Raw genomic sequence first — 25,044 nt, 5'->3', positions numbered from 1 at the left:
GACGCGGAGGATCAGGCGACGTCGAGATGGGCGCTGGGCGGGGCGGACTCCAGCCAGGCCACGAAACCGGTCAGTGCGCGGTATCCCATGGCGAGTTCGAAGGCGCTCTGCCCGTTGCGGCACTCAAGCGCCGTCACCCCCTCGATGAACCCGAAGAACTCACCGGAGCCGACCCTACGACGGCCGGAAACGACAAGGCCGCGCCTCACGATGACGTGGCGCGGCCTTGGCAGCAGACCTATGAGCGGGATCCAGTTGAGGTGGCCGTCGGCATAGCGGGCCACTCCGACCCGCCACCCCCGTTCCCTCGACATGGGGCGCAGGCAACACAGTACCGATCCTCGGAAGCGGGTCAGGATGAGCACCCTGAGCGCCAGGAGGGCGACGAGCAGCCCCACCACGATGAGTACGTCCAGCACCACCATGTCTGCCCGCCCCCCAACAAGCCCTTACCGCTAGGAAGCCGAATTTATCCGACTTCTTCTCCGGCCGCGCGCAGCCGGGCCCTGGCACGCTTGGCCTCGGCGGCAGCCTCGGCAGCCGCGTCCGCGTCTTCCTGGCCGGACTCGACCGAGGCCTGAGCCCGCTCCAGCGCGCTCCTGGCCCGGGCGATGTCGATCTCGGAACCAAGCTCGGCGATCTCGGCCAGGATTGACACCTCGTCGTCGGCCACCGAGAGGAATCCTCCGTGGACGGCGGCGACGAGGTCGGCCTCGCCGTCACCTCGCTTGATCTTCAGCAGCCCGCCCTCGACGAGAACGCCGAGCACGGGTGCGTGTTTAGGCATGATACCGATCTCGCCGTCGACGGTCTTGGCAATCACCATGTCGGCCTCGCCGGACCAGATCTCCCGCTCCGGGGAGACGACGCCTACTCGCAGCTTCGCCACTTTCTCTCCAGTTCCCTATCGAACCAGGTGCCGGTACGACCGCGTGACCGTACCGGCACCGAAGGCGACTAGCGGGCGAGTTCCTTGGCCTTGGCCACGGCCTGGTCGATGCCACCGACCATGAAGAACGCCTGCTCGGGCAGGTGGTCGTAGTCGCCGGCGCACAGGCCCTTGAACGAGGCGATGGTCTCGTCCAGCGGCACGTTCTCTCCGGGCTGACCGGTGAACGCCTCGGCGGCGTACATCGGGTGGGACAGGAAGCGCTCGATGCGACGGGCCCGGTTGACGGTGACCTTGTCCTCTTCGGAGAGCTCGTCGATACCGAGGATCGCGATGATGTCCTGCAGTTCCTTGTACTTCTGCAGGATCCGCTTGGTCTCCTGAGCCACCCGGTAGTGCTCCTCGCCCACGATCAGCGGGTCGAGGATCCGCGAGGTGGAGTCGAGCGGGTCCACCGCGGGGTAGATGCCCTTCTCCGAGATCGGCCGCGAGAGCACGGTCTGCGCGTCGAGGTGCGCGAACGCGTTGTGCGGGGCCGGGTCGGTGATGTCGTCCGCGGGGACGTAGATCGCCTGCATGGAGGTGATCGAGTGACCGCGGGTCGAGGTGATGCGCTCCTGCAGAACACCCATCTCGTCGGCCAGGGTCGGCTGGTAACCCACCGCGGACGGCATGCGGCCGAGCAGGGTGGACACCTCGGAGCCGGCCTGGGTGAACCGGAAGATGTTGTCGATGAAGAGCAGCACGTCCTGCTTCTGCACGTCACGGAAGTACTCCGCCATGGTCAGCGCGGAGAGCGCGACGCGCAGACGGGTGCCCGGGGGCTCGTCCATCTGGCCGAAGACGAGCGCGGTGTCCTTGAGGACGTTCGCCTCCTCCATCTCCAGCCAGAGGTCGTTGCCCTCACGGGTGCGCTCGCCGACACCGGCGAACACCGAGGTGCCACCGAAGTTGCGGGCGACCCGGCGGATCATCTCCTGGATCAGCACGGTCTTGCCCACGCCCGCGCCGCCGAACAGGCCGATCTTGCCACCCTGCACGTACGGGGTGAGCAGGTCGATGACCTTGATGCCGGTGGTCAGCATCTCGGTGCGCGACTCAAGGGTGTCGAAGGCGGGCGAGGGGCGGTGGATGCCCCAGCGCTCCTCGATCTTGAGCGACGCGGTGGGCACGTCCAGTGCCTCACCGAGCGTGCTCCACACGTGGCCCTTGACGACGTCGCCGACCGGTACGGAGATGGCCGCGCCGGTGTCGGTCACCGCCGCGCCACGGGTCACACCGTCGGTGGGCTGCATGGAGATGGCCCGGACCAGGTTGTCACCCAGGTGCTGGGCGACCTCCAGGGTCAGCAGCCTGGTCTCCCCGCCGAGGGTGACCTCGGTGGTGAGCGCGTTGTAGATCTCGGGCATCGCCTCGACGGGGAACTCCACGTCGACGACGGGACCGGTGACCCGCGCGACGCGGCCCACGCCGGTCTCAACAGTCTGTGCAGTCATTTCACTCTTTCCCCGCTGCGGAGTCAGCCAGCGCGCTCGCGCCACCGACGATCTCGCTGATTTCCTGGGTGATCTCGGCCTGGCGAGCTTGGTTCATCTGCTGGGTGAACGTTCGGATGAGCTCGTTGGCGTTGTCGGTCGCCGACTTCATCGCCCGGCGACGCGACGCCTCTTCCGAGGCCGCCGACTGGAGCAGCGCGCTGAAGATGCGCGACTCCACGTAGCGCGGCAGCAGCGTGTCGAGAACATCGGCCGCGCTGGGCTCGAACTCGAAGTACGGCAACGGCGTGCTGTCCACCGGCTCGACGGTCTCCTCGACCTCCAACGGCAGGATTCGCTTGATCACGACCTCCTGCGTCAGCATCGAGACGAACTGGGTCGAGACGATGTGGATCTCGTCCACCCCGTCCTCGGCCGAGAACGAGTCGATCAGCACGCCGGCGATCTCCTTGGCGTCCGAGTAGGAGGGCTTACGGGAGAACCCCGTCCACTGCCCGCTCATCTCGCGGCCACGGAAGCTGTGCCAGGCGACACCCTTGCGGCCGGTCACGAAGGGCACGGGCTCGATGCCCCTGTCCTTCAGCAGAACGCCGAGGGCCTCGGCCTCACGCAGGATGTTCGCGTTGAAGCCGCCGCAGAAGCCGCTGTCACTGGTGACGATGAGCACGGCGGCCCTGGCCGGCCGCTCCTTCTCCACGGTCAGCGGGTGGTCGACGCTGGCGGTGTTGCTGACGACGCCCGTCACGGCGCGAGTGATCTCGCGCTCGTACGGCACCGCCGCCTGCATCCGCAACTGCGCCTTCACGATGCGCGATGAAGCGATGAGCTCCTGGGCGCGCGTGATCTTCGCCGTTGACTTGACCGACTTGATCCGCCGCCGCAGCAGTCTTAGCTGGGCACCCATCGGCTACTTCTTCTCAGCCGTACGGACGCGCTTGGTGATCTTTTCCTGGCCGACCTCTTCGGCGCCGAGCGCCTCGACCGGCTCCTCGTTGACCAGCAGCTCGCCCGCGGAGGTCTCGAAGGTCTTCTTGAACGCGGTGACGGCGTCCTTGAGAGCGGTGACCGTGTCCTCGGACAGGTCCTTGGTCTCCCGGATGCTGTCGAAGATGCCCTTCTTCTCCCGGCCGATGTAGTCAAGGAAGTCCGCCTCGAAGCGGCGGATGTCCTCGACCGGGACCTCGTCGAGCTCACCGGTGGTGCCGGCCCAGATGGAGACGACCTCCCGCTCGACCGGGAAGGGGTTGTACTGCGGCTGCTTGAGCAGCTCGACCAGGCGCTGACCGCGCTCCAGCTGAGCCTTGGACGCCGCGTCCAGGTCGGAGGCGAAGGAGGCGAAGGCCTCCAGGTCGCGGTACTGGGAGAGCGACAGGCGCAGCGTGCCGGCGACCTTCCGCATCGCCTTGGTCTGGGCCGAGCCGCCGACTCGGGAAACCGAGACACCGACGTTGATGGCGGGACGGACACCGGCGTTGAACAGGTCCGTCTCCAGGAAGACCTGGCCGTCGGTGATGGAGATGACGTTGGTCGGGATGAACGCCGAGACGTCGTTGCCCTTCGTCTCGATGATCGGCAGGCCGGTCATCGAGCCGGAACCCATCTCCTTCGACAGCTTCGCGCAACGCTCCAGGAGGCGGGAGTGCAGGTAGAAGACGTCACCGGGGTAGGCCTCACGGCCCGGCGGACGACGGAGCAGCAGGGAGACCGCGCGGTAGGCGTCGGCCTGCTTGGTCAGGTCGTCGAAAACGATGAGAACGTGCTTGCCCTGGTACATCCAGTGCTGGCCGATGGCCGAACCGGTGTAGGGGGCGAGGTACTTGTAACCGGCCGGGTCGGACGCCGGAGAGGCGACGATGGTGGTGTACTCCAGCGCGCCCGCCTCCTCAAGGCGAGCCTTGACCTGGGCGATCGTGGAACCCTTCTGGCCAACCGCGACGTAGACGCAGCGGACCTGCTTGTCCGGGTCGCCGGAGAGCCAGTTCTCCCGCTGGTTGAGGATGGTGTCCACGGCGATCGCGGTCTTGCCGGTGCCACGGTCACCGATGATCAGCTGGCGCTGGCCACGGCCGATCGCGGTCATCGCGTCGATCGCCTTGATGCCGGTGGCGAGGGGCTCCTTCACCGGCTGGCGCTGCACGACGGAAGGCGCCTGAACCTCGAGGGGACGAACCCCCTCGGACTCGATGGCACCCTTGCCGTCCAGCGGGATGCCCAGCGGGTCGACCACTCGGCCGAGGAAGCCGTCGCCGACCGGCACGGACAGGACCTCGCCCGTCCGGCGGACCGACTGGCCCTCCTCGATCTTGCTGAAGTCGCCCAGAACAACGACACCGATCTCCCGGACGTCCAGGTTCAGTGCCAGGCCACGCGTGCCGTCCTCGAACTCAAGCAGCTCGTTCGCCATCGCCGAGGGAAGGCCGGAGACATGGGCGATACCGTCGCCGCAGTCGACGACGGTCCCGATCTCCTCACGCGCGGCGCCTTCCGGCTCGTACGCCTGGACGAAGCGCTCAAGTGCGTCCCGGATCTCGTCCGGCCGGATCGTAAGCTCCGCCATCTCTCTTCAGTCTCCCTATTCGCCTAGCCGGCCAACCGGCGGCGGACTTCTTCGATTCGTCCCGCGATGGTGGTGTCGATGAGATCGTCCCCGATGTGCACCGAGAACCCTCCCAGCACCCGCGGATCCACCTCGACGTTCAGATGAACGTCGCGGCCGTACGAGGTGCGCAGCCACGTGGCGAGACGCTGCTTCTGCTCCTCTGAGAGCACGATGGCGCTGCGCACCACCGCGACGAGGCACTGCCGCTGGGCGGCGACCAGCCTGCCGAATTCCTCCAGCCCACTGTCCAGACTACGTCCTCGCGGGTGTACCACAAGCTGCGTGATCAGGCGGAGGGTGGTGGGGGCGACCTTGCCGGCGAGGAGGGAGCCCAGCAGCTCCCGCTTGGCCTGTTCCGGTGCCGTCGTGGAGGTCAGGGTCCGGTGTAGTTCCAGGTTCGAGGCGACGATGCGCCCGAACCTGAACAGCTCGTCCTCGACGTCGTCGAGCCTGCCCTGCGCCTCGGCCTCCGCGGAGGCGGCGATGACGCCGAGACGCTCAAGGCCGTCGGCCAGGTCGCCGGAGCGGGCCCACCGCGCGGACACGGCCGCGACGACCGTCTCCAGCGCGGCATCGCTGACCTTGCCCTCCAGCAGCACCCGTACGACCTGCGCCTTCTGGGCCGCGGGCCGGGCGGGGTCGGAGAGGTTGCGGCGGAGCCCGTGCTCACGGTCGAACAGGTCGGCGACCGAGAAGAGCTCGTCGGCCAGCGTGCCGAGGTCGGCGCTTCCCGCGACGGCGTTGAAGCGCTCTTCGACCTCGGCCAGCGAAGCCCTGCTCAGACCTCTCATCTGTCGCTCACCACTCCTCGTTCGCTGCGCGGCCCGCTCGTACCTCGCGAGCCACTCCGCTCACTGCGTCGGGTTCGCTCGGTCATCAGCGGACCGCCGCGCTGCTCGACTCGAGCTCCTCAAGGAACCGGTCCACGGTGCGGCGCTGGCGCGCCTCGTCCTCAAGGGACTCGCCGACGATACGGCCGGCCAGATCGATCGACAGACGACCGAGCTCCGCGCGGAGCTGGGCGAACGCCTGCTGACGGTCGGCCTCGATCTGCAGGTGCGCGGCCTCGACGAGACGACGGGCCTCGGCCTGCGCCTCCTCGCGGAGCTCGGCCTTGATCTGCGCACCCTGCTCGCGAGCCTCCTCACGCAGGCGGGAAGCCTCGTGACGAGCCTCGGCGAGCTGGTCCTTGTACTGCTTGAGCAGCGCCTGGGCCTCGGTCTGGGCGTCCTCGGCTCGCTTGATGCCGCCTTCGATCGCATCGGTCCGCTCGGCCAGGGTCTTCTGGATTCGCGGGGTGAGGATCTTACCGACGACGAAGAGGACGACGAAGAACGCGAAACCGCCGACGACCAGCTCGTAGAGGTGCGGCATGATCGGGCTGGTGCCGCCCTCGGCCGCCAGGAACTTAGCTGCGGTAGTCATCGATGCAGCCTTCCGTCAGAGGTGTTTTCGATCAGCCGTAGATGAACGGCGCGACAAGACCGATCAGCGCCAGCGCCTCGACGAGCACGAAGCCCAGCAGCATGTTCTGGCGGATCAGGCCGTAGGTCTCGGGCTGGCGGGCAATGGCCTGCAGACCGTTACCGAAGATGAGACCGACACCGATGCCGGGGCCGAGCGTGGCGAGTCCGTAACCGATGGAACCGATGTTGCCGGAGACCTCAGCGAGGATGCTCATTGCTGTTTCCTTTACAAGATGGCCGGTGAACGGGTCTCACCGGTCTGAACTGGAGAAGAAGGGTCTTAGTGCTCGGCGTGCAGCGAGCCGCCGATGTACATCGCGGCGAGCAGCGCGAACAGGAAGGCCTGCAGGAACTGGATGAACATCTCGAACCCGGTCATCGCGATCGTCATGATGACGCCGATGACACCGACCGGGGCGCCGAGCGGCGTGAGCTGCTCGAAGAGGAACCAGAAACCGACCGCGCTGAAGAAGGCCAGAATGATGTGGCCCGCGAACATGTTGGCGAAGAGTCGCACCGCGTGGGTGAACGGCGCCACGATCATGTTGGAGAGGAACTCGATCGGCGCGAGCAGCAGGTAGATCGGCTTGGGCAGGCCGGGAGGGAACATCATGTTCTTGAAGTAACCGAGCCCTCCCTGGTGCTTCATGCCCAGGTAGATCTTCAGCACGTAGACGCTGACCGCCAGCACGATCGGGAAGGCGATGTGCGAGGCGATCGGGAACTGCAGGAAGGGGATGACCCCCATCAGGTTCCAGATCCAGACCAGGAAGAACAGGCTCAGCAGCAGGCCCATCCAGCGGTCGGCGTCCTTGCCCAGGAAGGGACGGGCCACCTGGTCGCGGACGAACATGTAGCCGTACTCACCGATGTTCTGGATGCCCCGGGGCACCAGCTTCGGGTTGGCGAAGGCCGACCAGCAGAAGGCTATGACCACGATCGAGCTCAGCAGGGCGAGCAGCACCGGCTTGGTGAACCAGGTGACGCCGGGAATGATCGGGGGGAGATCGAACAGCTCAAGCCCCGGGGCCTTGAACTCGTCTGCGGCGAGGACCGTCAGCGCCTTCACGCGGCGTTCCCTTCAACGTGGTAGTGGATCAAGACTGCTTCCTCAGCGAAGCGACCGCCGCGCGAGGTCAGCGACCGTATTTCCGGTAGACCAGGTAGATGGCGAGAACGACACCGACGATCACTCCGATCGGTGTGAACACGGCCACGCCAGTCCAACGGCTCAGCAACCAACCGCCGCCGCCGTACAGGATGATCCCGGAGAGAATGTAGCTGGGAACCGACCAGGCTGCGTTGGCGAAGTCGCGGCCATCGTTCTCGGGCCTGCGTTCTTGTTCGCTCATTGCGGGCATGACAATAGCAGCCGGGGAGATGACTAGTCATATCGGGTTCCGCCGCCCGGTCATGATACGCCTCACCGGGGGCCGCCCTGTCCGGGAATCGCGGCACCCGGGTCGACGTAGAGCATCTTCGTCTTCACGAAGCCCCACATCTCGCCGGCCGTCCAGACGACGGTGCAGATTATCGCCGACCAGCCGAAGGCACGCGGCTCGAACGCCGTGGCGCTCTCGAACATCTTGAGGAGCGCCATGATGACCAGGACCTTCACCGCGTAGGTGGCGATCGCGGTGACCATCATCACAACGGGAGAGACCCGGCTCGCGGAGGAGACCGCGACCAGGCTGACCGTGAAGAAGACCGCGACCACCGCCAGGCCGATCGCGGCCCCCAGGGCCCCCTTGGCACCGGAGAGCAGAGCCGCCGCGAGGATGACGACCGCACCCGCGGCGGCGGTGGGTATCACGGCCCCTTTGAGGACGCGCACGTCATTGGCCTGCATCGGCACTCCCAGTGACTGTTATCAAGCGAGCGATTGCTACCTCGAAGATCCAGCTGAACCATGGATCCGTTAGTGAAAGCTATCACAAGCTCATGGAAGAGCGCCTTTACCTGCCGTTTCAAGTAAACGATCAATCAGCTGAGGTGGACCGCTCAACGCCGCGTCTCAGGGTTTGAGAAACCTTGCCGGGGAGCGGTGAGTGACAGGTCGGGCAGCGCCGAGCGCGTGGCGGTGCCGTCGCCGTCGTCGCCGCCGACGGCCGGACGGGGCCCCGGCGTCTCCGAGGGGTAGGGGTGGGGCCGGACCCGGGCCTGCGGCTCACCCGGTCGCACCTGCCTCCCCGGCCCCTCGGTGGGACCGCTGAATCCCGTGGGAGCCACCGGCCCGGCGGGCCCGGCGGTGCCGGTCGGGCCCCGCCCTCCGGACCCGCCGACGTCGCGGCGGGCCCGCCAGCGGGGCAGCGCCATCATCACCAGCACGCCGATGGCGAGCAGCACGGTCAGCGGGAACAGGATGAGCGGGACACCCTCGATGGACAGTGCCACGACCGCGAAGGCGAACAGGAAGGTCCAGGCGTACATGATCATGACGCTGCGGCGGTGTGAGTGTCCGATGTCCAGCAGGCGGTGGTGGAGATGCCCTCGGTCGGGCGCGAACGGCGACAGGCCGTTGGACGTGCGCCGGACCACCGCCATGATCAGATCGAGCAGCGGAAGCACCAGGATCGCGACCGGCACGAGCAGGGGAAGGATGACGGGGAAGCGGTTGATGCTGCTGGAGTCGAGCGGCGTCACCAGGATCATCGTGGAGGCGAGGACCAGGCCGATCAGCATCGCCCCGGTGTCCCCCATGAAGATCTTCGCCGGGTGGAAGTTGTGCGGCAGGAAGCCCAGGCAGATCCCGATGAGCACTGAGGCGATGACCGCCGTCGCGTTGATGCTGGTGTTGCCGTAGTCCTTCGACAGGGCCACCGAGTACGTCCAGGTGGCCATCGCCGCGATGCCCACGATCCCGGCGGCCAGCCCGTCGAGCCCGTCGACGAAGTTGACCGCGTTGATCATGACGACCACGATCAGGATCGTGATCAGCGGGCTCAGCGTGGAGTCGAGAATGGTCTGCCCGCCCAGCGCCGTGGGCAGCGGGAGCCACGGCAGGCTGACGCCGAAGGCGACGAGCACGCCCGCCGCGCCGATCTGCCCGGCGAGCTTGACGAGGGCGTCCATCCCCAGCCAGTCGTCCAGAAAGCCGGTCAGCGTGATCAGCCCGCCCGCGGCGATCAGCGCGATCACCGTCTTGCCCTGGCCCTCGGCCGCCAGCTTGCCCCCGGCGTAGGGCAGCTCGCCGGCGATCAGCAGGCCGGCGACGAGACCGCCGTACATCGCCAGGCCACCGAGTCTGGGCGTCGGCGTGGTGTGCACGTCACGGTCGCGGACCTCGGGCATGGCACCGATACGGACGGCGAAAACGCGGACCAGCGGGACCAGCAGGTACGTCACCGCGGCCGCGACGAGCGCCATGAGTAGGTATTCGCGCACGGAACCAGTTTCGCGGATAGTCCGGCCGCCTGTGACCGGAAAACGCCACAGAACAGCTCATAGTTCGCTGGGATATATCTGATGGAGGCTCGTCAGCGCCGCGACGCGCTCCCGTATCTCACCCACTGCGCCGGGGTTGCGGATGGCCTGTGCCACCATCGAGGCCACCGCCTTCATCTCCTCGGCCCCCATCCCCTGGGTCGTGACGCAGGGGGTGCCCACCCGGATCCCGGACGTCACCGTGGCCGGCTCCGGGTCGTAGGGGATCGCGTTGCGGTTCAGCGTGATCCCGGCCGCGCCACACCGCTGCTCGGCCACCGCGCCGGAGACCCCGACGTCACGCAGGTCGATCAGTGCCAGATGGCTGTCGGTGCCCCCGGAGACGGGCCGCATCCCCTCGGCGGCCAGGGCGTCGGCCAGTACCTGGGCGTTGGCGACCACCTGCCGTGCGTACCGCGCGAACTCGGGGCGCAGCGCCTCGCCGAACGCCACGGCCTTGGCCGCCACCGCGTGCATGAGCGGGCCACCCTGCACGAAGGGGAAGACCGCGCGGTCGACCCTGGGGGCCAGCTCCCGGGTACACATGATCCCGCCCCCTCTCGGGCCGCGCAGCGCCTTGTGCGTGGTGAAGGTCACCACGTCCGCGTACGGCACGGCGGACGGCAGGGCATTCCCGGCCATCAGCCCGATGGTGTGCGCGACGTCGGCGAGCAGCCAGGCGCCCACCTCATCGGCGACCCCCCGGAAGGCCGCGAAGTCGATCTTTCGGGAATAGGAGGTGGCACCACATATGATCATTTTGGGCTGATGCTGCAGCGCCAGCTCCCTGACCTCGTCATAGTCGATCAGCTCGGTGTCCCTGCGCACGCCGTACGCCACGACGTCGAACCAGCGGCCGGAGAAGTTGACCTTGGAACCGTGCGTGAGGTGGCCGCCGTGCGACAGCGCCATCGCCAGCACCGTGTCGCCCGGCTGGAGCAGTGCCGCGTAGGCCGCCAGATTCGCCGAGGCGCCGGAGTGGGGCTGCACGTTGACGTGATCGGCGCCGAACAGCCGCTTGGCCCGGTCGATCGCGAGCTGCTCGGCCCGGTCGACGACCTCGCATCCGGCGTAGTAGCGCCTGCCGGGGTAACCCTCCGCGTACTTGTTGGTGAGCGTCGAGCCGAGCGCGGCGAGCACGGCAGGCGAGGCGAAATTCTCACTCGCGATCAGCTGGACGCCGCCGCGGAGCCTGTCGAGCTCGTCGAGGAGTACACGGGCGATCTCCGGATCCTCGCGCTGCAGTAGGCCGAAATCTGGCCCGTAGTACGGCTCTGCGCCCATGGCTCACATCCCGAAGATGACAACTCACCCCCACTGTAAGCCCGGCTGCCCCGGTTATCCCAGGTCAGAGAGGTGTCGCCACGGGAAGACGGGTCTCCGTGCGGAAACGTACGCCCTGGGAAGGCCCCTGGCGTCGCCCTCCCGGGAGGCTTCGAAAACCGCCCGGCCCGCGTGCCTCGCGCCGAAGGACCCGGCCGGCGCCGCCGAGCCGGGAAGAACGTCAGGAGAAGGCGTGCGGGGCCCCGGCTCCCACCGGAACCCATCTCGGCGTGTCGGCCGCCTGGTCGCTGATCGAGGTCAGGATCGCCTGCCGGTAGAGGCCGAGACGGGTGCGCCACTCCGTCATGTCCTCGACGTAGCGGCCGGAGACCGGGGCGTCCCAGACATCCCTGCTCCTGGCGAGCTGGTAGGCCTTGTCCAGACTGGCGGTCAGCGTGTCGAGTGTGGGCAGCACCTGCCGCCACATCATGACCAGCCGCTGGTATTCGGGGTTGAACTCCCACGCCGTGGCGGCGTCCGAGGACGGCAGACCGCCACCGCCCGAGGCCGGTGGGGTCTCCCCCGGCTGCAGCGGCTGCGGTGCGGGTGGATCCACGAACATCACAGGCTCCTCACCCTCGCTGACACAGTCCCTGCCCCTCGCTCACTGCCCGGCGCCGTAGTGGTGCTGACCGGCTCGGGAGTCGAGCTCGCTGACCTGGTCCCCGCCATCGCTCACCGCCCGCCTCCCGGAGGCGGGATCGGCCGCAGCGGATTCCCCGGCTCCACGTCGCCCGCCGGCCCGTCGGGCCCGATGTCCATGGGCGCCCAGGCCCCCTCGCCCCAGGTCTCCCCTTCCGGCACCCGCACGCCGGGCATCTCCAGCGGCTCGATCTCCCGGGCGTTGTCGGCGAGCGTCCTGAGCGCGTCCAGATCGAGAGGGCTCGCCTCCGCGGTGACGACGTCGTCGCCGTCGCCGGCCCACCGGGCGACCGAACCGTCCGGTGCGGCGGCCACCCCCCCGGGAGCCGTCCCCGCCGGCTGTCCTGAGCCCCCAGCGGCATCCTCCGCCCCTCGCGCCTCACTGAAGACCGCGTCGCCGATGGACGGCGTGCCGGCGTCTCCCTGCGGCATCACAGCGGGCTGCGAGGCCGCACCCGCCGTCTGTGCGGCGGGTACGGCGGAGGTCGTGGCCTGCGGCTGAACAGCCGCCTCACCGGAGGTCGTACCGGCGGGTTCGGGGGTGGCGTCGCCCCCCGTGCCCGGCGGCTGGACGGTCTGGTCGGTGGTGGGTCCCGCGGTGTCGAGGAGTGGATAGTCGGGCTTGGCCGAATCGAGCGGGCCGTGCGGCTCGACCCAGCCCGGCTGCCCCGCCGTGGCGGAGACGTTGTCGATCGTGGGCATCTCCAGCGGCGGGATGTCCTCGATGTTCTTCAGCAACTCGTCGACCTCGGCCGCCGTGGGCGAGTCGAGCGGGATCTGGAGCACCTTCACGCCGTCGACCTCCACGACCCTCGCCCGGTGATCGCCGCTCTGGTCGATGTCGTCGGGATGGTCCTTCCGGTAACCGTCGAGGATGTCGTTGCCGGACGTGCCGCCCTCCTGCCTGGGCGAGCGCTCGTCGCCCTTGGAGCCGGAGTCGCCCTTGGCGTCGGAATCGTCCACCGGCGCGTCACCCACGGAGCCGTCCCCACGCGGCGTCGTCTCGTCGCCCTTGGAGCCGGAGTCGCCCTTGACGTCGGCATCCTCCCCGCCAGGCATCGTGTCGTTCACATTGACGATCTCCGGCCGCGCGTCCTCGGCTCTGGGCGCCTCCGGCACGGTGGTGGCATCCGGGCCGGGGGCCTCGGGCGTCTGGCGTGGCACGTCGTCAACCGGCCGCCCCCCGTCCTGAGGCCCCTCACCGGGCCCGGGAACCGCAGGTTTCAAATCCTCGGCCCTCGGCGTCTCCGGCCGCGCGTCCTCGGCTCTGGGCGCCTCCGGCGTGGGCGTGGCATCCGGCTTCGGGGTCTCACGCGGTGTGTCCTCGGCTCTGGGCGCCTCCGGTACGGCATCCGGCTTCGGGGTCTCACGCGGTGCGGTGTCAACCGGCTTGACGTTCTCCTTGGGGGAGTCTCCCTCGCGCGGAGAGGTCTCGTCACCCTTCGAACCCGTGTCCGGCTTCCGGTCGTCGGCCCCGGACGCCTCCGGCTTCGGCGTCTCCTTCGAACCGTCCCTCGGGGAGGTCTCGTCGCCCTTCGAGCCCGCCTCCGGCTTGGCCTCGTCGCCCTTCGAGCCCGTCTCGGGCTTGGTCTCGTCGCCCTTCGGAGGCTCCGGCTTGGGGGAGTCCTTCGGATCGTCACGCTGGGTGCTCCCGGCCGACTGGTCACCGACGCGGGGCTTGTCGTCCGCTCCGACCGCCGGTTTGAGGCCGTCGGCCTTCGGGGTCTCGGGCTTCGCGTCGTCGCCCGCCGCGCCGGTCTCGGGCTTCGTGTCCCCGGCCTTGGGCTCGGCGGGAGGTGCCGTCGCGTTCTGGTTGATCCTCTTCTCCAGCAACGCCACGCGAGCGGAGACGTCACGGACCATCACGTCACACGCGTCGGCGATCTGGACGGGTCTGTGGGTCGACTGCGAGGACAGGCCGGCCCCGCTCATCAGCTGGGTGACCTTGCCCTCGACGTTCCGCATCTGATCGGCCGCCCGCCGCACCTCGGACAACAGGTCGCGGACCAGCTTGGGGTCCATTCCTTCGAACTTGCCCATGGACGTCTCCCGGAAGTGTCGGCCCACTTCAAGGTACCGGGGAGAGCGCCCCGCGTCACGGTGATAATCAGATGGCATGGATCATGGGCATGGGCCGCGCGGCGCCGGGCGCGGAAACCCTCGGGAGATCACGTCCTGGAGTGAACGTGACGCCGGACGGGAAGCAGGATCCCGGTGATGCCCTCCAACCGTCCGATCAGGCGCTGCAGGTGCCAGCCCGCGTCCGCCCAACGTGCGCGGGCGACGCTCAGCAGCGCGCCGCCGAGCGGTCTGGCCAGCACCCTGAGCCGGGCCCGCCAGCCGTGGTGCCTGCGGTACACCCTGCCCGTCCCCCGCGCGACATGGCGTGCCCTGCGGCGGAACTCTCTGGTACCGGCCGCGGGAACGAAGGGGTTGTCCTCGTAGACGACGACGCGCGGGTGGTAGGCGATCGACCAGCCGTCCCGCAGCCCGCGCAGGAGCAGATCGGTGCCCTCTCCCGACTGCCAGGGCGTCGGGCAGCCCGCTCCGAGCCCCTCGTCGAAGGAGCCCACCGCACCCATGAAGGCCGCCGTGTAGAAACAGGTCGCCTCGATGGCCTGGGACCACACGGTGGCGCCGTCGAGGACGGCCGGCTCGGCGCCGAAGGCCAGCTGGGTCGGCTGCCCCGCCGCGTCGAGCAGCATGCCGGAGACGACCCCGTGCCCGCCGATCGCCTCGCACACCCTGGCCAGGGTGTCGGGGGCGTACCAGGTGTCGTCGTCGGGGAAGCCCACGATGTCGTAGTCCCCGAGCGCCGCCACCCCGGCGTTGCGCCCCGCGGACAGCCCTCGCGGCGTGGTCACCCGCCGGACCGGCAGCCGTTCCCGCCAGCGCTCGACGACCTCCGCGGTCCCCGTTCCGCCGCTCTGGTCGACGACGATCATCTCGGTGGCCTGGAGGCTCTGCTCAAGCACCGAGCGAAGCAGGCGGTCGAGGGTCTCGGGCCGACCGATCGTCGTGACGACCAGAGCGACCCGTGGAGTGGGATTCACGCCGATATGGTAGGCCAGCGCAAAGAGATGCGATTGGAGCCCCCCGGGATGATTCACGTGAACAAATCGCCGATGGTATGGGTTTATCATTCCGTGGCCGAATTCAGCCGGGACCCGCTCCGGATCACGGTCTCTCCGGCCAGCTTCCAGCGCCACATGCGCTGGCTGCGCGACCGCGGGCTGCGCGGGGTCACGATGCGTGAGCTGCGCGCCGCCGAGGCCAGGGGCCAGGCCGCCGGGCTGGTCGGGCTCACCTTCGACGACGGCTACGCCGACTTCGCCACGACCGTCGTGCCCACCCTGGCGGAGTACGGCTTCACCGCCACGGTGTTCGTCGTCGCGGGCCACGTGGGCGGCGACAGTTCCTGGGACCCCGGAGCCCCCCGGAACGTGATGACCCGCGAGCAGCTTCGCGAGGTGGCCGCCGCGGGCATGGAGATCGGCTCGCACTCGCTGACCCATCCCCGGCTGCCGACCGTGGACGGCGACCGGCGGCTGGCCGAGGAACTCGTGACGAGCAGGACGATGCTGGAGGACCTGACCGGTGAGGAGGTCGGTGGCTTCTGTTACCCGTACGGGCAGCACGGCGCCCGCGAGGTGGAGGCGGTCGCGGAGGCGGGGTTCGGCTACGCCTGCGCCCTCTGGCACACCGAGCACGCGGGGCTGTTCGCGATGCCGCGCATCGAGCCCTTCGACGAGACGAGATCCACGGGGTTGCACGGCCGGATGCTGGCGCATCGGATGAACAAGACCTACCCCAACATTCGAGGCATTCTCAAGGACCGCTTCGGTATCGATCTCCAGGCTCACCGCTAAAATAGACGAGGTGAGAGAGGACTTCCGGATTCTGATCGTCTGTACGGCGAACATCGTCCGCTCTCCGATGGCCGAGGCGATAGCCAGGGCGATGCTCCGGTTCTCCTCCTGCCCGATCCTCGTGTCGAGCGCGGGCACCCACGCCAGAGCGGGGCACCCCATGGCTCCGTACGCGCTCGACACGCTGAGAAACCTCGGCCTGGACGGCTCCGAGCACCTCTCGCGACCGCTGGACAGCGCCCTGGTCGGCGACGCGGATCTCATCCTCACCATGGAGACGGGGCAACGCGGCACGGCGGTGACGATGGATCCGACCGCGATCCACCGGACGTTCACCCTCCGCGAGTTCGCCCATCTGTCGGCGGGCCGGAAAATCCGCCACCGCTCCGACACCGTCGGGCGTGCGCACGCCGTGGTCCAGGCCGTCGCCAGGCGCCGGGGGGCCCCTGGCCGCCATCCATCGGTCGAGATCGCCGATCCGTACGGCGGGCCGCCAAGGGAGTACGAGGAGTGCTCCCGGGTGATCGGCGACTCGCTCAGCCGCGCCCTGGGGGAACTGCTCGGTCCCCGCTGAGCGGCGAGTCCCCCCTCCTCGGCCGCCGCGCCACGGCAGGCGGCTCCCGGTCCTGGAAGGTGTCCCCCACCAGCTGGGGCTTGGCGGTGTCGCGTACGTACGGGCCGTACCGGTCGGACCTGGTGACCGTCCCGCAGTTGAAGACCAGTCCCACGATGCGGCCCCTGGCCCCCTCCAGCACCGTCAGTGCCTCGCGCAGATCGTCGCGCCTGGTCTTCTTGGCCCGCGTCACCAGGATGGTTCCGTCCGCCTCCGGCGCGAGCACCGCCGCGTCGGTGACGGGCAGCAGCGGCGGGGCGTCCAGGATGACGTAGTCGAAGCCCTGGGCGAGCCGCCGCAGCAGGTCCCGCATGCGCTGGGTGCCCAGCAGCTCGCTGGGGTTGGGCGGCAGCGGACCGCTGGTGAGCACGGTGATCCGATGCGTCCCCGCCGTCGACTGGGCGACATCGGCCAGCTCGGCCCTCCCGGTCAGGACGCTGGTCAGACCCGCCTCGCCGACGAGTCCGAGCATGTCGGCGAGCATCGGCCTGCGCAGGTCGACCTCGACCAGGGCCACCTGGGCCCCCTCGGCCGCCAGGGCCGCCGCCAGGTTGACCGCGGTCGTCGACTTCCCGTCGCCGGGGAGCGGGCTGGTGACCAGGAAAACCTTGGCCGGCTGATCGACACCGACGAAGCGCAGGGTGGTGCGCAACTTGCGGTACGCCTCGGCACGCGAGCCGAAGCGATCGCCGACGAGCGGGGCGGCCTGGGTGTCGGGATCCTTGGGGACCATGGCCAGCAGGGGCTGGCCGCTCAGCCTCGCGAGATCGGCCTCGTTGTGGATCCGGGTGTCGAGCGCCTCGCGCAGGGCGCCCGCGCCGACGCCCCCGATGAGTCCCAGCGCGAATCCCAGCACCACGTCCAGGACGATCCTGGGGCTGCTCGGCCGCTCCGGCACCGCCGCGTCCCTGACCACCTTGACGCGGATCGCCGAGTCAAGGTCCGGGTCCGGTGCCTCCAGGTCCGCGACCACCGCGACGAGCCGGACGGTCACCGCGTTGGCGATCCTCGCCACGGTTTCGGCATCGCCGTACCGGGCGGTGATGTTGAGCAGGACGGTGTCGACCGGGACGTCCACCTCCAGCCGCTGCGCCAGTTCCTCGGGCTTCAGTGACAGCCCGAGGGTCTTGACCACCGACCTGGTCACCACCGGGGTGGTGACCAGCGCGGCGTAGGAGCGCACCCTCTCCTGGGTGAACAGGGTGCCCTGGTATCTCTGGTCGATGCTGGACTGGCCGCCCTGCGCGACGGAGACGAACAGCGTCGTCGTGGTCCTGTACTCCTTCGGCTGCAGCAGGCCGATCCCGAGTCCGGTCCCCGTGCCGAGGACGGCGAGCAGGATGACGAGCAGCAGGTTCCTGCGGGCTCCGGCGATCAGCTCTCTGGCGTTCACGGGTGCTCTCTCGACTGTTGGGGGGTCACGTGCGACGTTCGGAAAGGCGCGGCGGTGAGGACCGCCGCGAGAAGGGCCATGGCGACCAGGAACCCGGTGGCCTCGATCAGCGAGCTCGCCGTGGCCGCGCCGGCGGCGCCGGCCAGCGCCGCCCCCACGCTGACCGCGAGCACGCGTCCCGCCGCCACGGAAACCCTCAGGACGAACAGCGTCCGGACCCGTTCCATGGCGCGCAGCACACCGTAGGGTCCGAGACCGATCCCCTCGATCACGAGCAGGGCGGTGAAGGCGGGGACGAGCGGCCCCACGTCCGCCCAGGACTCGCCGAGCAGGGCCTGGCCGACGGAGTCCGGCAGGAAGGCGGCGATGGCACCGGCCGTCGCGCCCACGACCCCGCACAGCAGCCCGACCACGGCCGCCGAGCGGAGCATCCGGCCGGGGCCCGCGGTCTTGAGCCGGGAAAGCTCGCTGACGGCCGCGACCCGACCGGCCGCCATCACCACGTTCGCCGGGCCGAACAGCGTCAGCGCGGCCCGCCAGGCCCCCACCGCCGCCGGCCCCGCGATGTGCCCGAGGACGATCAGTACGGCATAGCCCGCCAGGGAGAGCGCCCCGGTCTCCACGAAGTAGGGCCGGACCAGCGTGCCGTACTCCCTCAACCAGCGGCGCGGCGCCCCGAGCCGGGGCAGCGTCCTGGCCTGGGCGGCCGCCAGACACGCGGCGACCAGGCCGCCGAACCCCCAGCCGGCGACCAGCCAGCCCAGGCTCGCCTCCACCTGGAGCGCGGCGAACGCCGCCGAGACCTGGACCACCCCGCCCACCACGTCCACCAGCACCGCACGACGCTGCCATCCGATCGCGATGAACGCCAGCCTGAGCGCGTCCCAGATCAGCAGCACCGGCAGCAACAGGGCGAGCGCCACGGCGGAGCGCCAGTGCGAGCCGATCAGGAAGGGCGACAGGGCGAGCAGCAGCAGCCCGGCGAGGGCACCGAACACGGCCGCGGAGCCTGAGCTGTCCGCCAGCGCCCGGCGCACCGCGGCGTCTCCCTCGGGCCGCCTGACCAAAAGCGGCTCGCTGACCGCCGCCCGCGACAGCTCCACGACCACCACGTAGAAGCCGTAGAGGAGTGCGAACTCTCCCAGGGTGACGACCGAGACGTTGCCGGCGACCAGGATCATGAGGGCGAAGTTGCTCCCGCTGCAGATCACATGGTCGGCGAGGGTCCACAGCCCCCGGCGCGCCGCGGTCACCTCTCCTCCCCGGGGTCCCGGCGGCGGTGCAGCAACATGGCCAGCACGGCGGCACCGAGCAGCGTGGGAAAGGCCCGGCCCTCACCCCAGTAGAAGTATCTGGCCAGGTCGACCAGGCCCACGTACAGCAGCGGGTAGAGGATCAGCCCCCGGATCTCCCCCGAGCGCATCCAGCGGTAGCAGAGGCCGACCGCCAGCCCCGTCCCGGCCCAGAAGAGCATGCCGCCCGCCAGCCCGTAGTCGGCGAGGGGGGCGAGCATGCCGCCCGTGTTGTTGTACTCGGGGTTGCCGAACTGCCACAGCAGGCCGGGCCAGACCCGGGCGGGGTGGAAACCCAGCACGGACTCTGGGGTCAGCAGCGCCGACAGGCCGGGGAAGTTCCACAGGAACCCCACCGTGTAGTACGGCCAGACGAGGCCGGGGCCGATCCGGTCGACCACGATGGCGGAGTTGTTGTACGCCGTGGCGTAGTAGCCGGTCAGCCTGCGCAGCACGAACTCGGAGTAGTCGATATGGACGACCGTGGAGTAGTGCGACCAGCTGCGCACGTACTCGAAGGTGCCGAAGAGCGTCACCAGGGCGAACGGGGCGAGCAGCGGCAACCCCGCCCACAGCCAGCGGTGGTGGCGCCGCCCGTCGCCGGGCCGCAGCGTCGAGATCAGCGCGAGGACCGGGAGCGCGATCTCCATCAGGGCGAGCCGCTCGGAGTTGAGCACCACCCGCGCCAGCGTCAACCCGGTGAGTATCACGAACATCGCGGTGTGCGAGCCACCGCCGAGCCGCCGCTCAAGCAGCAGGCAGACCATGGCCAGCGGTCCCAGCTGAGTCAGCGTGGTCACCCCGCCGATGGTGGCGAGTTCGTCCTTGACCGCGTCCGCGGAGCCCGGGCTCAGCGAGAAGACCTCCACGAGGTCGGCGAGGCTGAGCCCGCTCGAGACCGCCGAGGCCAGCCAGGCCGCGTATCCCACCACGGTGAGCGCGGCGGCCAGTCGACCGGCCAGGAGCAGGACCCGGCGCTGGCGCGCGTTGACCGGTATGTCGGTGGCCCGAACCGGCCTGGACAGCGACGGCAGCATGCAGCCCATGACGAAGACGCCGATGAACACCACGACGGTGAGCACCTTGCCGTCGTCGAAGATCTTCGGCGTCCGCCACCACTCCCGGAAGCTGTCGTCCCCGATCAGCCAGACGGCCAGCAGCCCGGGGATGGTGGCGAGCATCGCCGTCCAGGCCGGGTGGAGCCACCAGGCGCCCTCGCGCAGCGGCAACCGCGAGGTGCTCACGCCCGGGTACCTCCGCCCTCGACCAGGGCCGTGAACACCTCGGCGTGGCGCCGCGCGGACTCCTCCCAGGAGAACAGCGCGGCCCGGGTGATCCCCCGGGCCCGCAAATCCGCCGCGGCGCGGTCGTCGGACAGGACGGTCTCCAGACCCGCCGCGATGCCGCGCGCGTCAAGATCGGATACGAGTACGGCGGCGTCACCCGCGACCTCGGGCAGCGCCGCCCGGTCGGAGGTCACCACCGGGGTGCCGCAGGCCATGGCCTCCAGCACCGGCATCCCGAAACCCTCGTGACCCGAGGGGAAGGCGAACACCGTGGCCGCCCTCATCAGGGGCGCCACCACCTCGTGCGGTACCTGGCCGAGGTAGCGGGCGTGCGGCGCCCCGGCCAGTACCCGCTCGACCTGGCCCGACCCGAGGAACCCGCCTCCGGCGACCACGAGGGGGACGCCCAGGCGCGCGGTCGCCTCGACCAGGGTCGTGACATTCTTGCGGGGGTCCAGGTTCCCCAGGTACAGCACGAACCGGCCGGGCAGCCGCAGGGGTTCGAGGAGGGCGTCGTCGCCGACCTCCCGGGGGTGGAAACGACCGGCGTCCAGCCCGTGCGGGATCACGTGGACGCGGGCCGCGGGGACACGGAAGACCCTGCCGATCTCGCCGGCCGAGTGGCGCGAGACGGTGATGACCGCGCCGGCGACCTCGGTGAGCCTGCCGACCCTGGCCATCCAGGTGCGCTTCCAGAGCGCGCGGGCCAGCCCGGGAACGGGAGCGTCCTCGACGCCGTGCACCGTGGCCGCGATCGGTACCCGGGAGCCGATCAGCGCCCCGGTGTCGGCCGGGAAGTGCAGCAGATCGGCCCCTCCCGGGCGGGCCGGCCACAGCAGGCCGTCGGCGGCGGCGTAGGCGAGCTGCCTGACCGCCCCTCCGAGCCCGTCGCCCGGCGGAACGAGGGCCTCGCACTCGATCCCGAAAGGTGCCAGCGCGGTGTAGAGGGTCCGCGTGTAGGAGGTGTTTCCTCCCACGTTCCGGCGGAGCACCTTACCGCTCACCCCGATCCTCACGCCGCCCCCGTGACGAGCGTGTAGGCATGGGCGAGCCGGTCCGCCTGGAGCCCGGAGGTGTGCTGCCCCGCCAGCGCGCCGGCGAGCCGCCGTATCGCCTCCTCGCGCCGCGGGCGGTCCCCGAGGTCGGCCACCGCCCGCGCGCACCCGGCCGGTGTCGTCACCAGGTCCGGTACGCCCAGGCTGCGCAGCGCCGGGATGTCCCTCGCCACCACGGGCAGGCCGGCTCCGACCGCCTCCAGCACGGAGATCGGGGCGCCCTCCCAGCTCGCCGTGTGGACGTAGACGTCCGCGGTGCCGAGCAGGGCCAGCGCCTCCTCGCGGGCGAGCCAGCCCGTCACGACGACTCCGGCGTCCTGAAGGACCCGGCGCAGGGCGGGGTCTCCGTCGCCGATCCAGACCCACCTGATGGACTCGTCGCCCGCGCGGGCGGCGGCGGCGAGGAAGGCGGGGTCCTTCTGCGCGCAGACGCGGCCGACCGAGACCGCGACAAGGCCCGGCCGGTCCCCCGGCTCCCGCGGTTCCACCGCCGCCGGGGTCCCGGGGACGACGTTGGGGACGTAGACCACGCGCTGGCCGCCGCGGAGCCGGGCCGCGAGCTCGGCCTCCCTCGGGCTCACCGCCGCCACGACGCCGGTACGCGAGGCGAGCAGCGTCTCGGCCAGACGGAAGCCGTACCGGACGGGAAGCGCGACGTCGGTCCGCTCGAAGGCGTAGCAGTGCGGGCTGTAGACGATCCGCCCGGTGGGAACCGGCGGGCAGGAGCGGACGTAGAAGCCCGCGTAGGAGGAGTGGGCGTGCACGATGTCGGGACGGATCTCCCGGTAGGCGGCGGCCACGTCGCGGATCCTCGCCAGGTGCCCGTCGGAGAAGACCCTGACCCCCTTGAGCAGGCGGTCCTCGCCCAGCAGGGGGTCGGCCGCGTCGTGCGCCATCAGCAGCCAGTGCTCGTGGTCCGGTGTGGCCTCGACGTAGGCGTGGACGGCGCTGGCCACCCCGCTGCCCCAGCACTCGGTCACATGGAGCACCCGTACCGCCTGCCCGGGGCGGGTACCGCCGGGCGCGGGCCGCTTCACGGCGTCAAGCCCCACCAAGACCTCCGTGACGCGAGTGATAAACGAGTTGACCGTGCTAACTGCCACTAGCGCGACATAAGGTATCGCAGGTTGCATGGCACTTCTTTTGGTATGTCTGACTCGATAGGGGCACCCCCGATGCATCGCGCCCTCCGCCTCCTGCTGATCACCGGAACCGCCGGAATCCTGATGGGTGCCTGTACCGCTGGAACGCTCTACGCCTTCCAGAGCAGCCTCGACAGCGACATCGTGCGCATTCCCGACGCCATCCCCACCGCTGAGGCCGAGCGGCCCCCCGCCGAGCTGGGGGTGGGTGAGAACTGGCTGCTCGTCGGGACCGACACCCGTTCGGAGAGGACGACCACCGGCAAGGACGCGGGGGCCCGGCTGTGGCGCCCCGGCGAGCAGCGCACCGACACGATCATGCTGATCCACCTCGCCGACGCCGGGAACCGGATCAGCGTGATCTCGATCCCGCGGGACTCGTGGGTCTCCGTTCCCGGAAAGGGCAAAGCCAAGATCAATGCCGCCTTCTCCTGGGGCGGCCCCGCCCTGCTGATCAAGACGGTCGAGAAGCTCACCGGTGTCCGCGTCGACCACTACGCCGCGATCGACTTCCAGGGGTTCTCCGCGGCCACCGACGCGATCGGCGGGGTCGACGTCGAGGTGACGGAGACCGTCCGGGACCCGCTCAGCGGCGTCACCTGGAAGGCCGGCCGCCAGCACCTCGACGGCGAGAAGGCCCTGCAGTTCGTCCGCCAGCGCGTCAACCTCCCTGGCGGGGACCTCGACCGGATCAAGCGTCAGCAGGCGCTGCTGCACTCCATCGCCGGCAAGGTGCTCAGCGCCGAGACCCTCGCCAACCCCGTGAAGGTCAACAACCTGCTGCGCGCCCTGACCAAGGCGATCAGCGTCGACTCGGGGGTCACCCCGGGGATCATCAGGTCCCGGCTGTTCGATCTGGCCGGCGCCGACGGGTTCCAGTACACCACCATGCCGGTGCGGGGCAACGGCATGGAGGGCTCGCAGAGCGTCGTGTACCTGGACACACGGCAGGTACGGGCCCTCAGCCAGGCGATCCAGGACGACCGCGTCGACGACTACATCCGGGAAAGCGACAGTGCCAACGCCGTCGACGAGATCCGTTGAGCGCCCGTCGGTGTCAGTAGGCTCCCCGGGCACGCGCGACGGCCCCCCAGGTCTTCCAGAGCAGCTGCAGGTCCAGGATCAGTGACCAGTTCTCGACGTAGCGGAGATCCATCCGCATCCGCTCCTCCCAGGAGAGGTCCGAGCGTCCGCTGACCTGCCACAGGCCGGTCATCCCCGGCCGGACCACCAGCCTGCGGTGGATGTCCGCGCCGTACAGGGCGAACTCCGCGGGCACCAGCGGGCGCGGCCCGACCAGCGACATCTCCCCGCGGACCACGTTGACGAGCTGCGGGAGCTCGTCGAGGGAGTAGCGGCGCAGGAACGTTCCCACCCGGGTGACGCGCGGGTCGTCCCGCATCTTGAGCAGCGCCGCCTCGAGGTCGAGGCCGCCCAGCCGGTCGACGCCGTTCACCATCGTCCGGAACTTGAGGATCTGGAACTCGCGCCCGCCCTTCCCCACCCGGGTCTGCCTGAACAGCGCCGGCCCCTCGCTCGTGGCCCGGACCGCGACGAAGATCGCCAACATCGGGATCGCGAGAACGGCCAGCACCCCGGCGGCCACCACCCTGTCGAACACGTTCTTCACGAGCTGGTTGATCCCACCGAAAGAGGGGTGGTCCACGTGGAGCAGTGTCATGCCGGCGACCGGGCGGACGCTGACCCGCGGTCCGGCGACGTCCATCAGGGACGGGGCGACGAACAGATCGGTGTCGGTGACCTCCAGGCTCCAGGCCAGCCTGCGCAGAGCCACGCCGTCCAGCTCGGGACAGGCCAGGACCGCCACCGCGTCCGCCGACGTCCTGGCCACCACCTCGGCCACGTTGGTGAAGTCGCCGAGGATCGGAACCCCGTCGACGTCGGTGACGCGTCCGAGCTCCACCCCCTCGGGCAGGCAGGCGGCGACCACGCTCATGCCGTACCTGGGCTGGTGACGCAGCTGCATCACCAGGTCCAGCACCGCCACCTGGTGCCCGACCGCGACGACCCGCGCGACCGCCTCGCGGGGGTTCATCCTGTGCAGGTGCCGGCGCAGGAGGCGGCGGAAGGCGAGGGTGAGCAGGATCGCCATGGGCAGCATGGCCATGACGATGCTCCTGGCGATCATGAACTTGGTGACGTAGGCACCGATCGCGACGACCGCGGCCAGCCCCAGGCCACCGTTGAACACCAGGCGGACCTCCTCCAGGCCACCCGCCTGGACCCGCCCTCGGTACGCCCCCACGAACGACATCGCCACCGGCCAGGCGATCACCAGCCCCGCCGAGAACACCATCTCGAACCAGGGGACGTAGCCGCCCCACCACCATCTGGCTCCCAGCACCACGGCATAGGCCACCAGGGCACAGCAGAGGTCACCCGCGACGAGCACGCGTGTGATCGACCGCTTCCGCCCGTTCCCCGGAACGAGCGGAGCATCCGGGGGGCGCTCCGCTCTGCGCTCGGTCGACGTCGCACTCATACGCTCTCACCTTCTTGCTGGACAAGCACAAGAAGGACGTGCGATCCGCCTCA

The 25,044-nt window shown here is 69.7% G+C and carries 25 protein-coding genes; 3 read left to right on the top strand and 22 right to left on the bottom strand.

Going from position 1 to position 25,044, the window contains the following annotated elements:
• Positions 1–11 precede the first annotated feature (11 nt).
• The 16 genes from ACQP0P_RS10695 to ACQP0P_RS10620 form a co-directional block, all read right to left on the bottom strand.
• Positions 12–425, bottom strand: a complete 414-nt coding sequence (locus ACQP0P_RS10695) for a DUF2550 domain-containing protein (RefSeq protein ID WP_326636539.1) — start codon at positions 423–425, stop codon at positions 12–14.
• A 44-nt stretch (positions 426–469) separates the two neighbouring features.
• Positions 470–889, bottom strand: a complete 420-nt coding sequence (locus tag ACQP0P_RS10690; protein ID WP_355616012.1) for a F0F1 ATP synthase subunit epsilon — start codon at positions 887–889, stop codon at positions 470–472.
• Between the two features lie 68 nt (positions 890–957).
• On the bottom strand, positions 958–2,385 hold the full coding sequence (gene atpD / locus ACQP0P_RS10685) for a F0F1 ATP synthase subunit beta (protein WP_350924698.1): 1,428 nt from the start codon (positions 2,383–2,385) through the stop codon (positions 958–960).
• Position 2,386: 1 nt separating this feature from the next.
• On the bottom strand, positions 2,387–3,289 hold the full coding sequence (locus ACQP0P_RS10680) for a F0F1 ATP synthase subunit gamma (RefSeq protein ID WP_433374280.1): 903 nt from the start codon (positions 3,287–3,289) through the stop codon (positions 2,387–2,389).
• A gap of 3 nt (positions 3,290–3,292) precedes the next feature.
• Positions 3,293–4,942 carry a F0F1 ATP synthase subunit alpha gene (gene atpA / locus ACQP0P_RS10675; protein WP_350954709.1) on the bottom strand — a complete coding sequence of 550 codons (1,650 nt, stop codon included), beginning with the start codon at positions 4,940–4,942 and terminating at the stop codon, positions 3,293–3,295.
• Positions 4,943–4,965: 23 nt separating this feature from the next.
• Positions 4,966–5,775: a F0F1 ATP synthase subunit delta gene (locus ACQP0P_RS10670; RefSeq protein WP_433374277.1), complete on the bottom strand. Its 810-nt coding sequence runs from the start codon at positions 5,773–5,775 to the stop codon at positions 4,966–4,968.
• A gap of 85 nt (positions 5,776–5,860) precedes the next feature.
• Positions 5,861–6,409, bottom strand: coding sequence for a F0F1 ATP synthase subunit B (locus tag ACQP0P_RS10665; RefSeq protein WP_433374275.1), 549 nt, complete (start codon positions 6,407–6,409; stop codon positions 5,861–5,863).
• A 31-nt stretch (positions 6,410–6,440) separates the two neighbouring features.
• Positions 6,441–6,665 carry an ATP synthase F0 subunit C gene (gene atpE, locus ACQP0P_RS10660; protein ID WP_326636525.1) on the bottom strand — a complete coding sequence of 75 codons (225 nt, stop codon included), beginning with the start codon at positions 6,663–6,665 and terminating at the stop codon, positions 6,441–6,443.
• A gap of 65 nt (positions 6,666–6,730) precedes the next feature.
• Positions 6,731–7,519 carry a F0F1 ATP synthase subunit A gene (gene atpB, locus ACQP0P_RS10655; RefSeq protein ID WP_433374272.1) on the bottom strand — a complete coding sequence of 263 codons (789 nt, stop codon included), beginning with the start codon at positions 7,517–7,519 and terminating at the stop codon, positions 6,731–6,733.
• Between the two features lie 67 nt (positions 7,520–7,586).
• Positions 7,587–7,802: an AtpZ/AtpI family protein gene (locus ACQP0P_RS10650; protein ID WP_433374270.1), complete on the bottom strand. Its 216-nt coding sequence runs from the start codon at positions 7,800–7,802 to the stop codon at positions 7,587–7,589.
• A gap of 71 nt (positions 7,803–7,873) precedes the next feature.
• A complete protein-coding gene (locus ACQP0P_RS10645) occupies positions 7,874–8,299 on the bottom strand; it encodes a hypothetical protein (RefSeq protein ID WP_433374267.1) in 426 nt (141 codons plus the stop codon).
• A 152-nt stretch (positions 8,300–8,451) separates the two neighbouring features.
• The gene (locus ACQP0P_RS10640; protein WP_433374264.1) at positions 8,452–9,834 is read right to left on the bottom strand and encodes a glycosyltransferase family 4 protein; all 1,383 of its coding nucleotides are present in this window, start codon (positions 9,832–9,834) and stop codon (positions 8,452–8,454) included.
• A gap of 57 nt (positions 9,835–9,891) precedes the next feature.
• Positions 9,892–11,157: a serine hydroxymethyltransferase gene (glyA, locus tag ACQP0P_RS10635; protein WP_433374261.1), complete on the bottom strand. Its 1,266-nt coding sequence runs from the start codon at positions 11,155–11,157 to the stop codon at positions 9,892–9,894.
• A gap of 220 nt (positions 11,158–11,377) precedes the next feature.
• A complete protein-coding gene (locus tag ACQP0P_RS10630; RefSeq protein WP_355549892.1) occupies positions 11,378–11,758 on the bottom strand; it encodes a hypothetical protein in 381 nt (126 codons plus the stop codon).
• A 113-nt stretch (positions 11,759–11,871) separates the two neighbouring features.
• Positions 11,872–13,878 (bottom strand): hypothetical protein, encoded by a 2,007-nt coding sequence (locus ACQP0P_RS10625; protein ID WP_433374257.1) that lies wholly within the window; start codon positions 13,876–13,878, stop codon positions 11,872–11,874.
• A 128-nt stretch (positions 13,879–14,006) separates the two neighbouring features.
• Positions 14,007–14,891 (bottom strand): glycosyltransferase family 2 protein, encoded by an 885-nt coding sequence (locus tag ACQP0P_RS10620; RefSeq protein ID WP_433374255.1) that lies wholly within the window; start codon positions 14,889–14,891, stop codon positions 14,007–14,009.
• Positions 14,892–14,984: 93 nt separating this feature from the next.
• On the opposite strand from ACQP0P_RS10620, the gene ACQP0P_RS10615 reads away from it, so the two are divergent.
• Positions 14,985–15,707 (top strand): polysaccharide deacetylase family protein, encoded by a 723-nt coding sequence (locus ACQP0P_RS10615; RefSeq protein WP_433374252.1) that lies wholly within the window; start codon positions 14,985–14,987, stop codon positions 15,705–15,707.
• A 10-nt stretch (positions 15,708–15,717) separates the two neighbouring features.
• Positions 15,718–16,281 (top strand): hypothetical protein, encoded by a 564-nt coding sequence (locus tag ACQP0P_RS10610; RefSeq protein WP_433374249.1) that lies wholly within the window; start codon positions 15,718–15,720, stop codon positions 16,279–16,281.
• On the opposite strand, the gene ACQP0P_RS10605 is transcribed toward ACQP0P_RS10610, so the two are convergent.
• From ACQP0P_RS10605 to ACQP0P_RS10585, 5 genes are read right to left on the bottom strand one after another with little or no spacing between them, the layout of a single operon-like run.
• A complete protein-coding gene (locus tag ACQP0P_RS10605) occupies positions 16,244–17,713 on the bottom strand; it encodes a polysaccharide biosynthesis tyrosine autokinase (RefSeq protein ID WP_433374246.1) in 1,470 nt (489 codons plus the stop codon). The two genes, ACQP0P_RS10610 and ACQP0P_RS10605, sit on opposite strands and share 38 nt — an antisense overlap.
• Complete coding sequence (locus ACQP0P_RS10600) at positions 17,710–18,966, bottom strand: hypothetical protein (protein WP_433374243.1); 1,257 nt, start codon at positions 18,964–18,966, stop codon at positions 17,710–17,712. The genes ACQP0P_RS10605 and ACQP0P_RS10600 overlap by 4 nt, the downstream gene beginning before the upstream one ends.
• Positions 18,963–20,249, bottom strand: coding sequence for an O-antigen polymerase (locus ACQP0P_RS10595; protein WP_433374241.1), 1,287 nt, complete (start codon positions 20,247–20,249; stop codon positions 18,963–18,965). Before ACQP0P_RS10595 ends, ACQP0P_RS10600 begins: the two co-directional genes overlap by 4 nt.
• On the bottom strand, positions 20,246–21,295 hold the full coding sequence (locus ACQP0P_RS10590) for a glycosyltransferase family 4 protein (RefSeq protein WP_433374238.1): 1,050 nt from the start codon (positions 21,293–21,295) through the stop codon (positions 20,246–20,248). The genes ACQP0P_RS10595 and ACQP0P_RS10590 overlap by 4 nt, the downstream gene beginning before the upstream one ends.
• An 8-nt stretch (positions 21,296–21,303) precedes the next feature.
• Complete coding sequence (locus ACQP0P_RS10585; protein ID WP_433374235.1) at positions 21,304–22,398, bottom strand: glycosyltransferase; 1,095 nt, start codon at positions 22,396–22,398, stop codon at positions 21,304–21,306.
• Positions 22,399–22,521: 123 nt separating this feature from the next.
• On the opposite strand from ACQP0P_RS10585, the gene ACQP0P_RS10580 reads away from it, so the two are divergent.
• On the top strand, positions 22,522–23,532 hold the full coding sequence (locus tag ACQP0P_RS10580) for an LCP family protein (protein ID WP_433374232.1): 1,011 nt from the start codon (positions 22,522–22,524) through the stop codon (positions 23,530–23,532).
• Positions 23,533–23,545: 13 nt separating this feature from the next.
• Here ACQP0P_RS10580 and ACQP0P_RS10575 read toward each other — a convergent pair whose 3' ends face one another.
• Complete coding sequence (locus tag ACQP0P_RS10575) at positions 23,546–24,991, bottom strand: sugar transferase (RefSeq protein WP_433374230.1); 1,446 nt, start codon at positions 24,989–24,991, stop codon at positions 23,546–23,548.
• Between the last annotated feature and the right edge of the window lie 53 nt (positions 24,992–25,044).

The sequence above is a fragment of the Streptosporangium sp. CA-115845 genome (assembly GCF_050943795.1).
GTDB lineage: Bacteria > Actinomycetota > Actinomycetes > Streptosporangiales > Streptosporangiaceae > Streptosporangium.
Note: the sequence above shows the minus strand (reverse complement) of the source record. Positions and strands in the feature narration are given on the sequence as shown.

Bases quoted from the DNA above. Each gene is read 5' to 3' on its own strand.
- ACQP0P_RS10695 (WP_326636539.1), bottom strand. From the start codon at position 425: ATGGTGGTGCTGGACGTACTCATCGTGGTGGGGCTGCTCGTCGCCCTC.
- atpD (WP_350924698.1), bottom strand. From the start codon at position 2,385: ATGACTGCACAGACTGTTGAGACCGGCGTGGGCCGCGTCGCGCGGGTC.
- ACQP0P_RS10680 (WP_433374280.1), bottom strand. From the start codon at position 3,289: ATGGGTGCCCAGCTAAGACTGCTGCGGCGGCGGATCAAGTCGGTCAAG.
- atpA (WP_350954709.1), bottom strand. From the start codon at position 4,942: ATGGCGGAGCTTACGATCCGGCCGGACGAGATCCGGGACGCACTTGAG.
- ACQP0P_RS10670 (WP_433374277.1), bottom strand. From the start codon at position 5,775: ATGAGAGGTCTGAGCAGGGCTTCGCTGGCCGAGGTCGAAGAGCGCTTC.
- ACQP0P_RS10665 (WP_433374275.1), bottom strand. From the start codon at position 6,409: ATGACTACCGCAGCTAAGTTCCTGGCGGCCGAGGGCGGCACCAGCCCG.
- atpE (WP_326636525.1), bottom strand. From the start codon at position 6,665: ATGAGCATCCTCGCTGAGGTCTCCGGCAACATCGGTTCCATCGGTTAC.
- ACQP0P_RS10650 (WP_433374270.1), bottom strand. From the start codon at position 7,802: ATGAGCGAACAAGAACGCAGGCCCGAGAACGATGGCCGCGACTTCGCC.
- ACQP0P_RS10645 (WP_433374267.1), bottom strand. From the start codon at position 8,299: ATGCAGGCCAATGACGTGCGCGTCCTCAAAGGGGCCGTGATACCCACC.
- glyA (WP_433374261.1), bottom strand. From the start codon at position 11,157: ATGGGCGCAGAGCCGTACTACGGGCCAGATTTCGGCCTACTGCAGCGC.
- ACQP0P_RS10630 (WP_355549892.1), bottom strand. From the start codon at position 11,758: ATGTTCGTGGATCCACCCGCACCGCAGCCGCTGCAGCCGGGGGAGACC.
- ACQP0P_RS10625 (WP_433374257.1), bottom strand. From the start codon at position 13,878: ATGGGCAAGTTCGAAGGAATGGACCCCAAGCTGGTCCGCGACCTGTTG.
- ACQP0P_RS10580 (WP_433374232.1), top strand. From the start codon at position 22,522: ATGCATCGCGCCCTCCGCCTCCTGCTGATCACCGGAACCGCCGGAATC.
- ACQP0P_RS10575 (WP_433374230.1), bottom strand. From the start codon at position 24,991: ATGAGTGCGACGTCGACCGAGCGCAGAGCGGAGCGCCCCCCGGATGCT.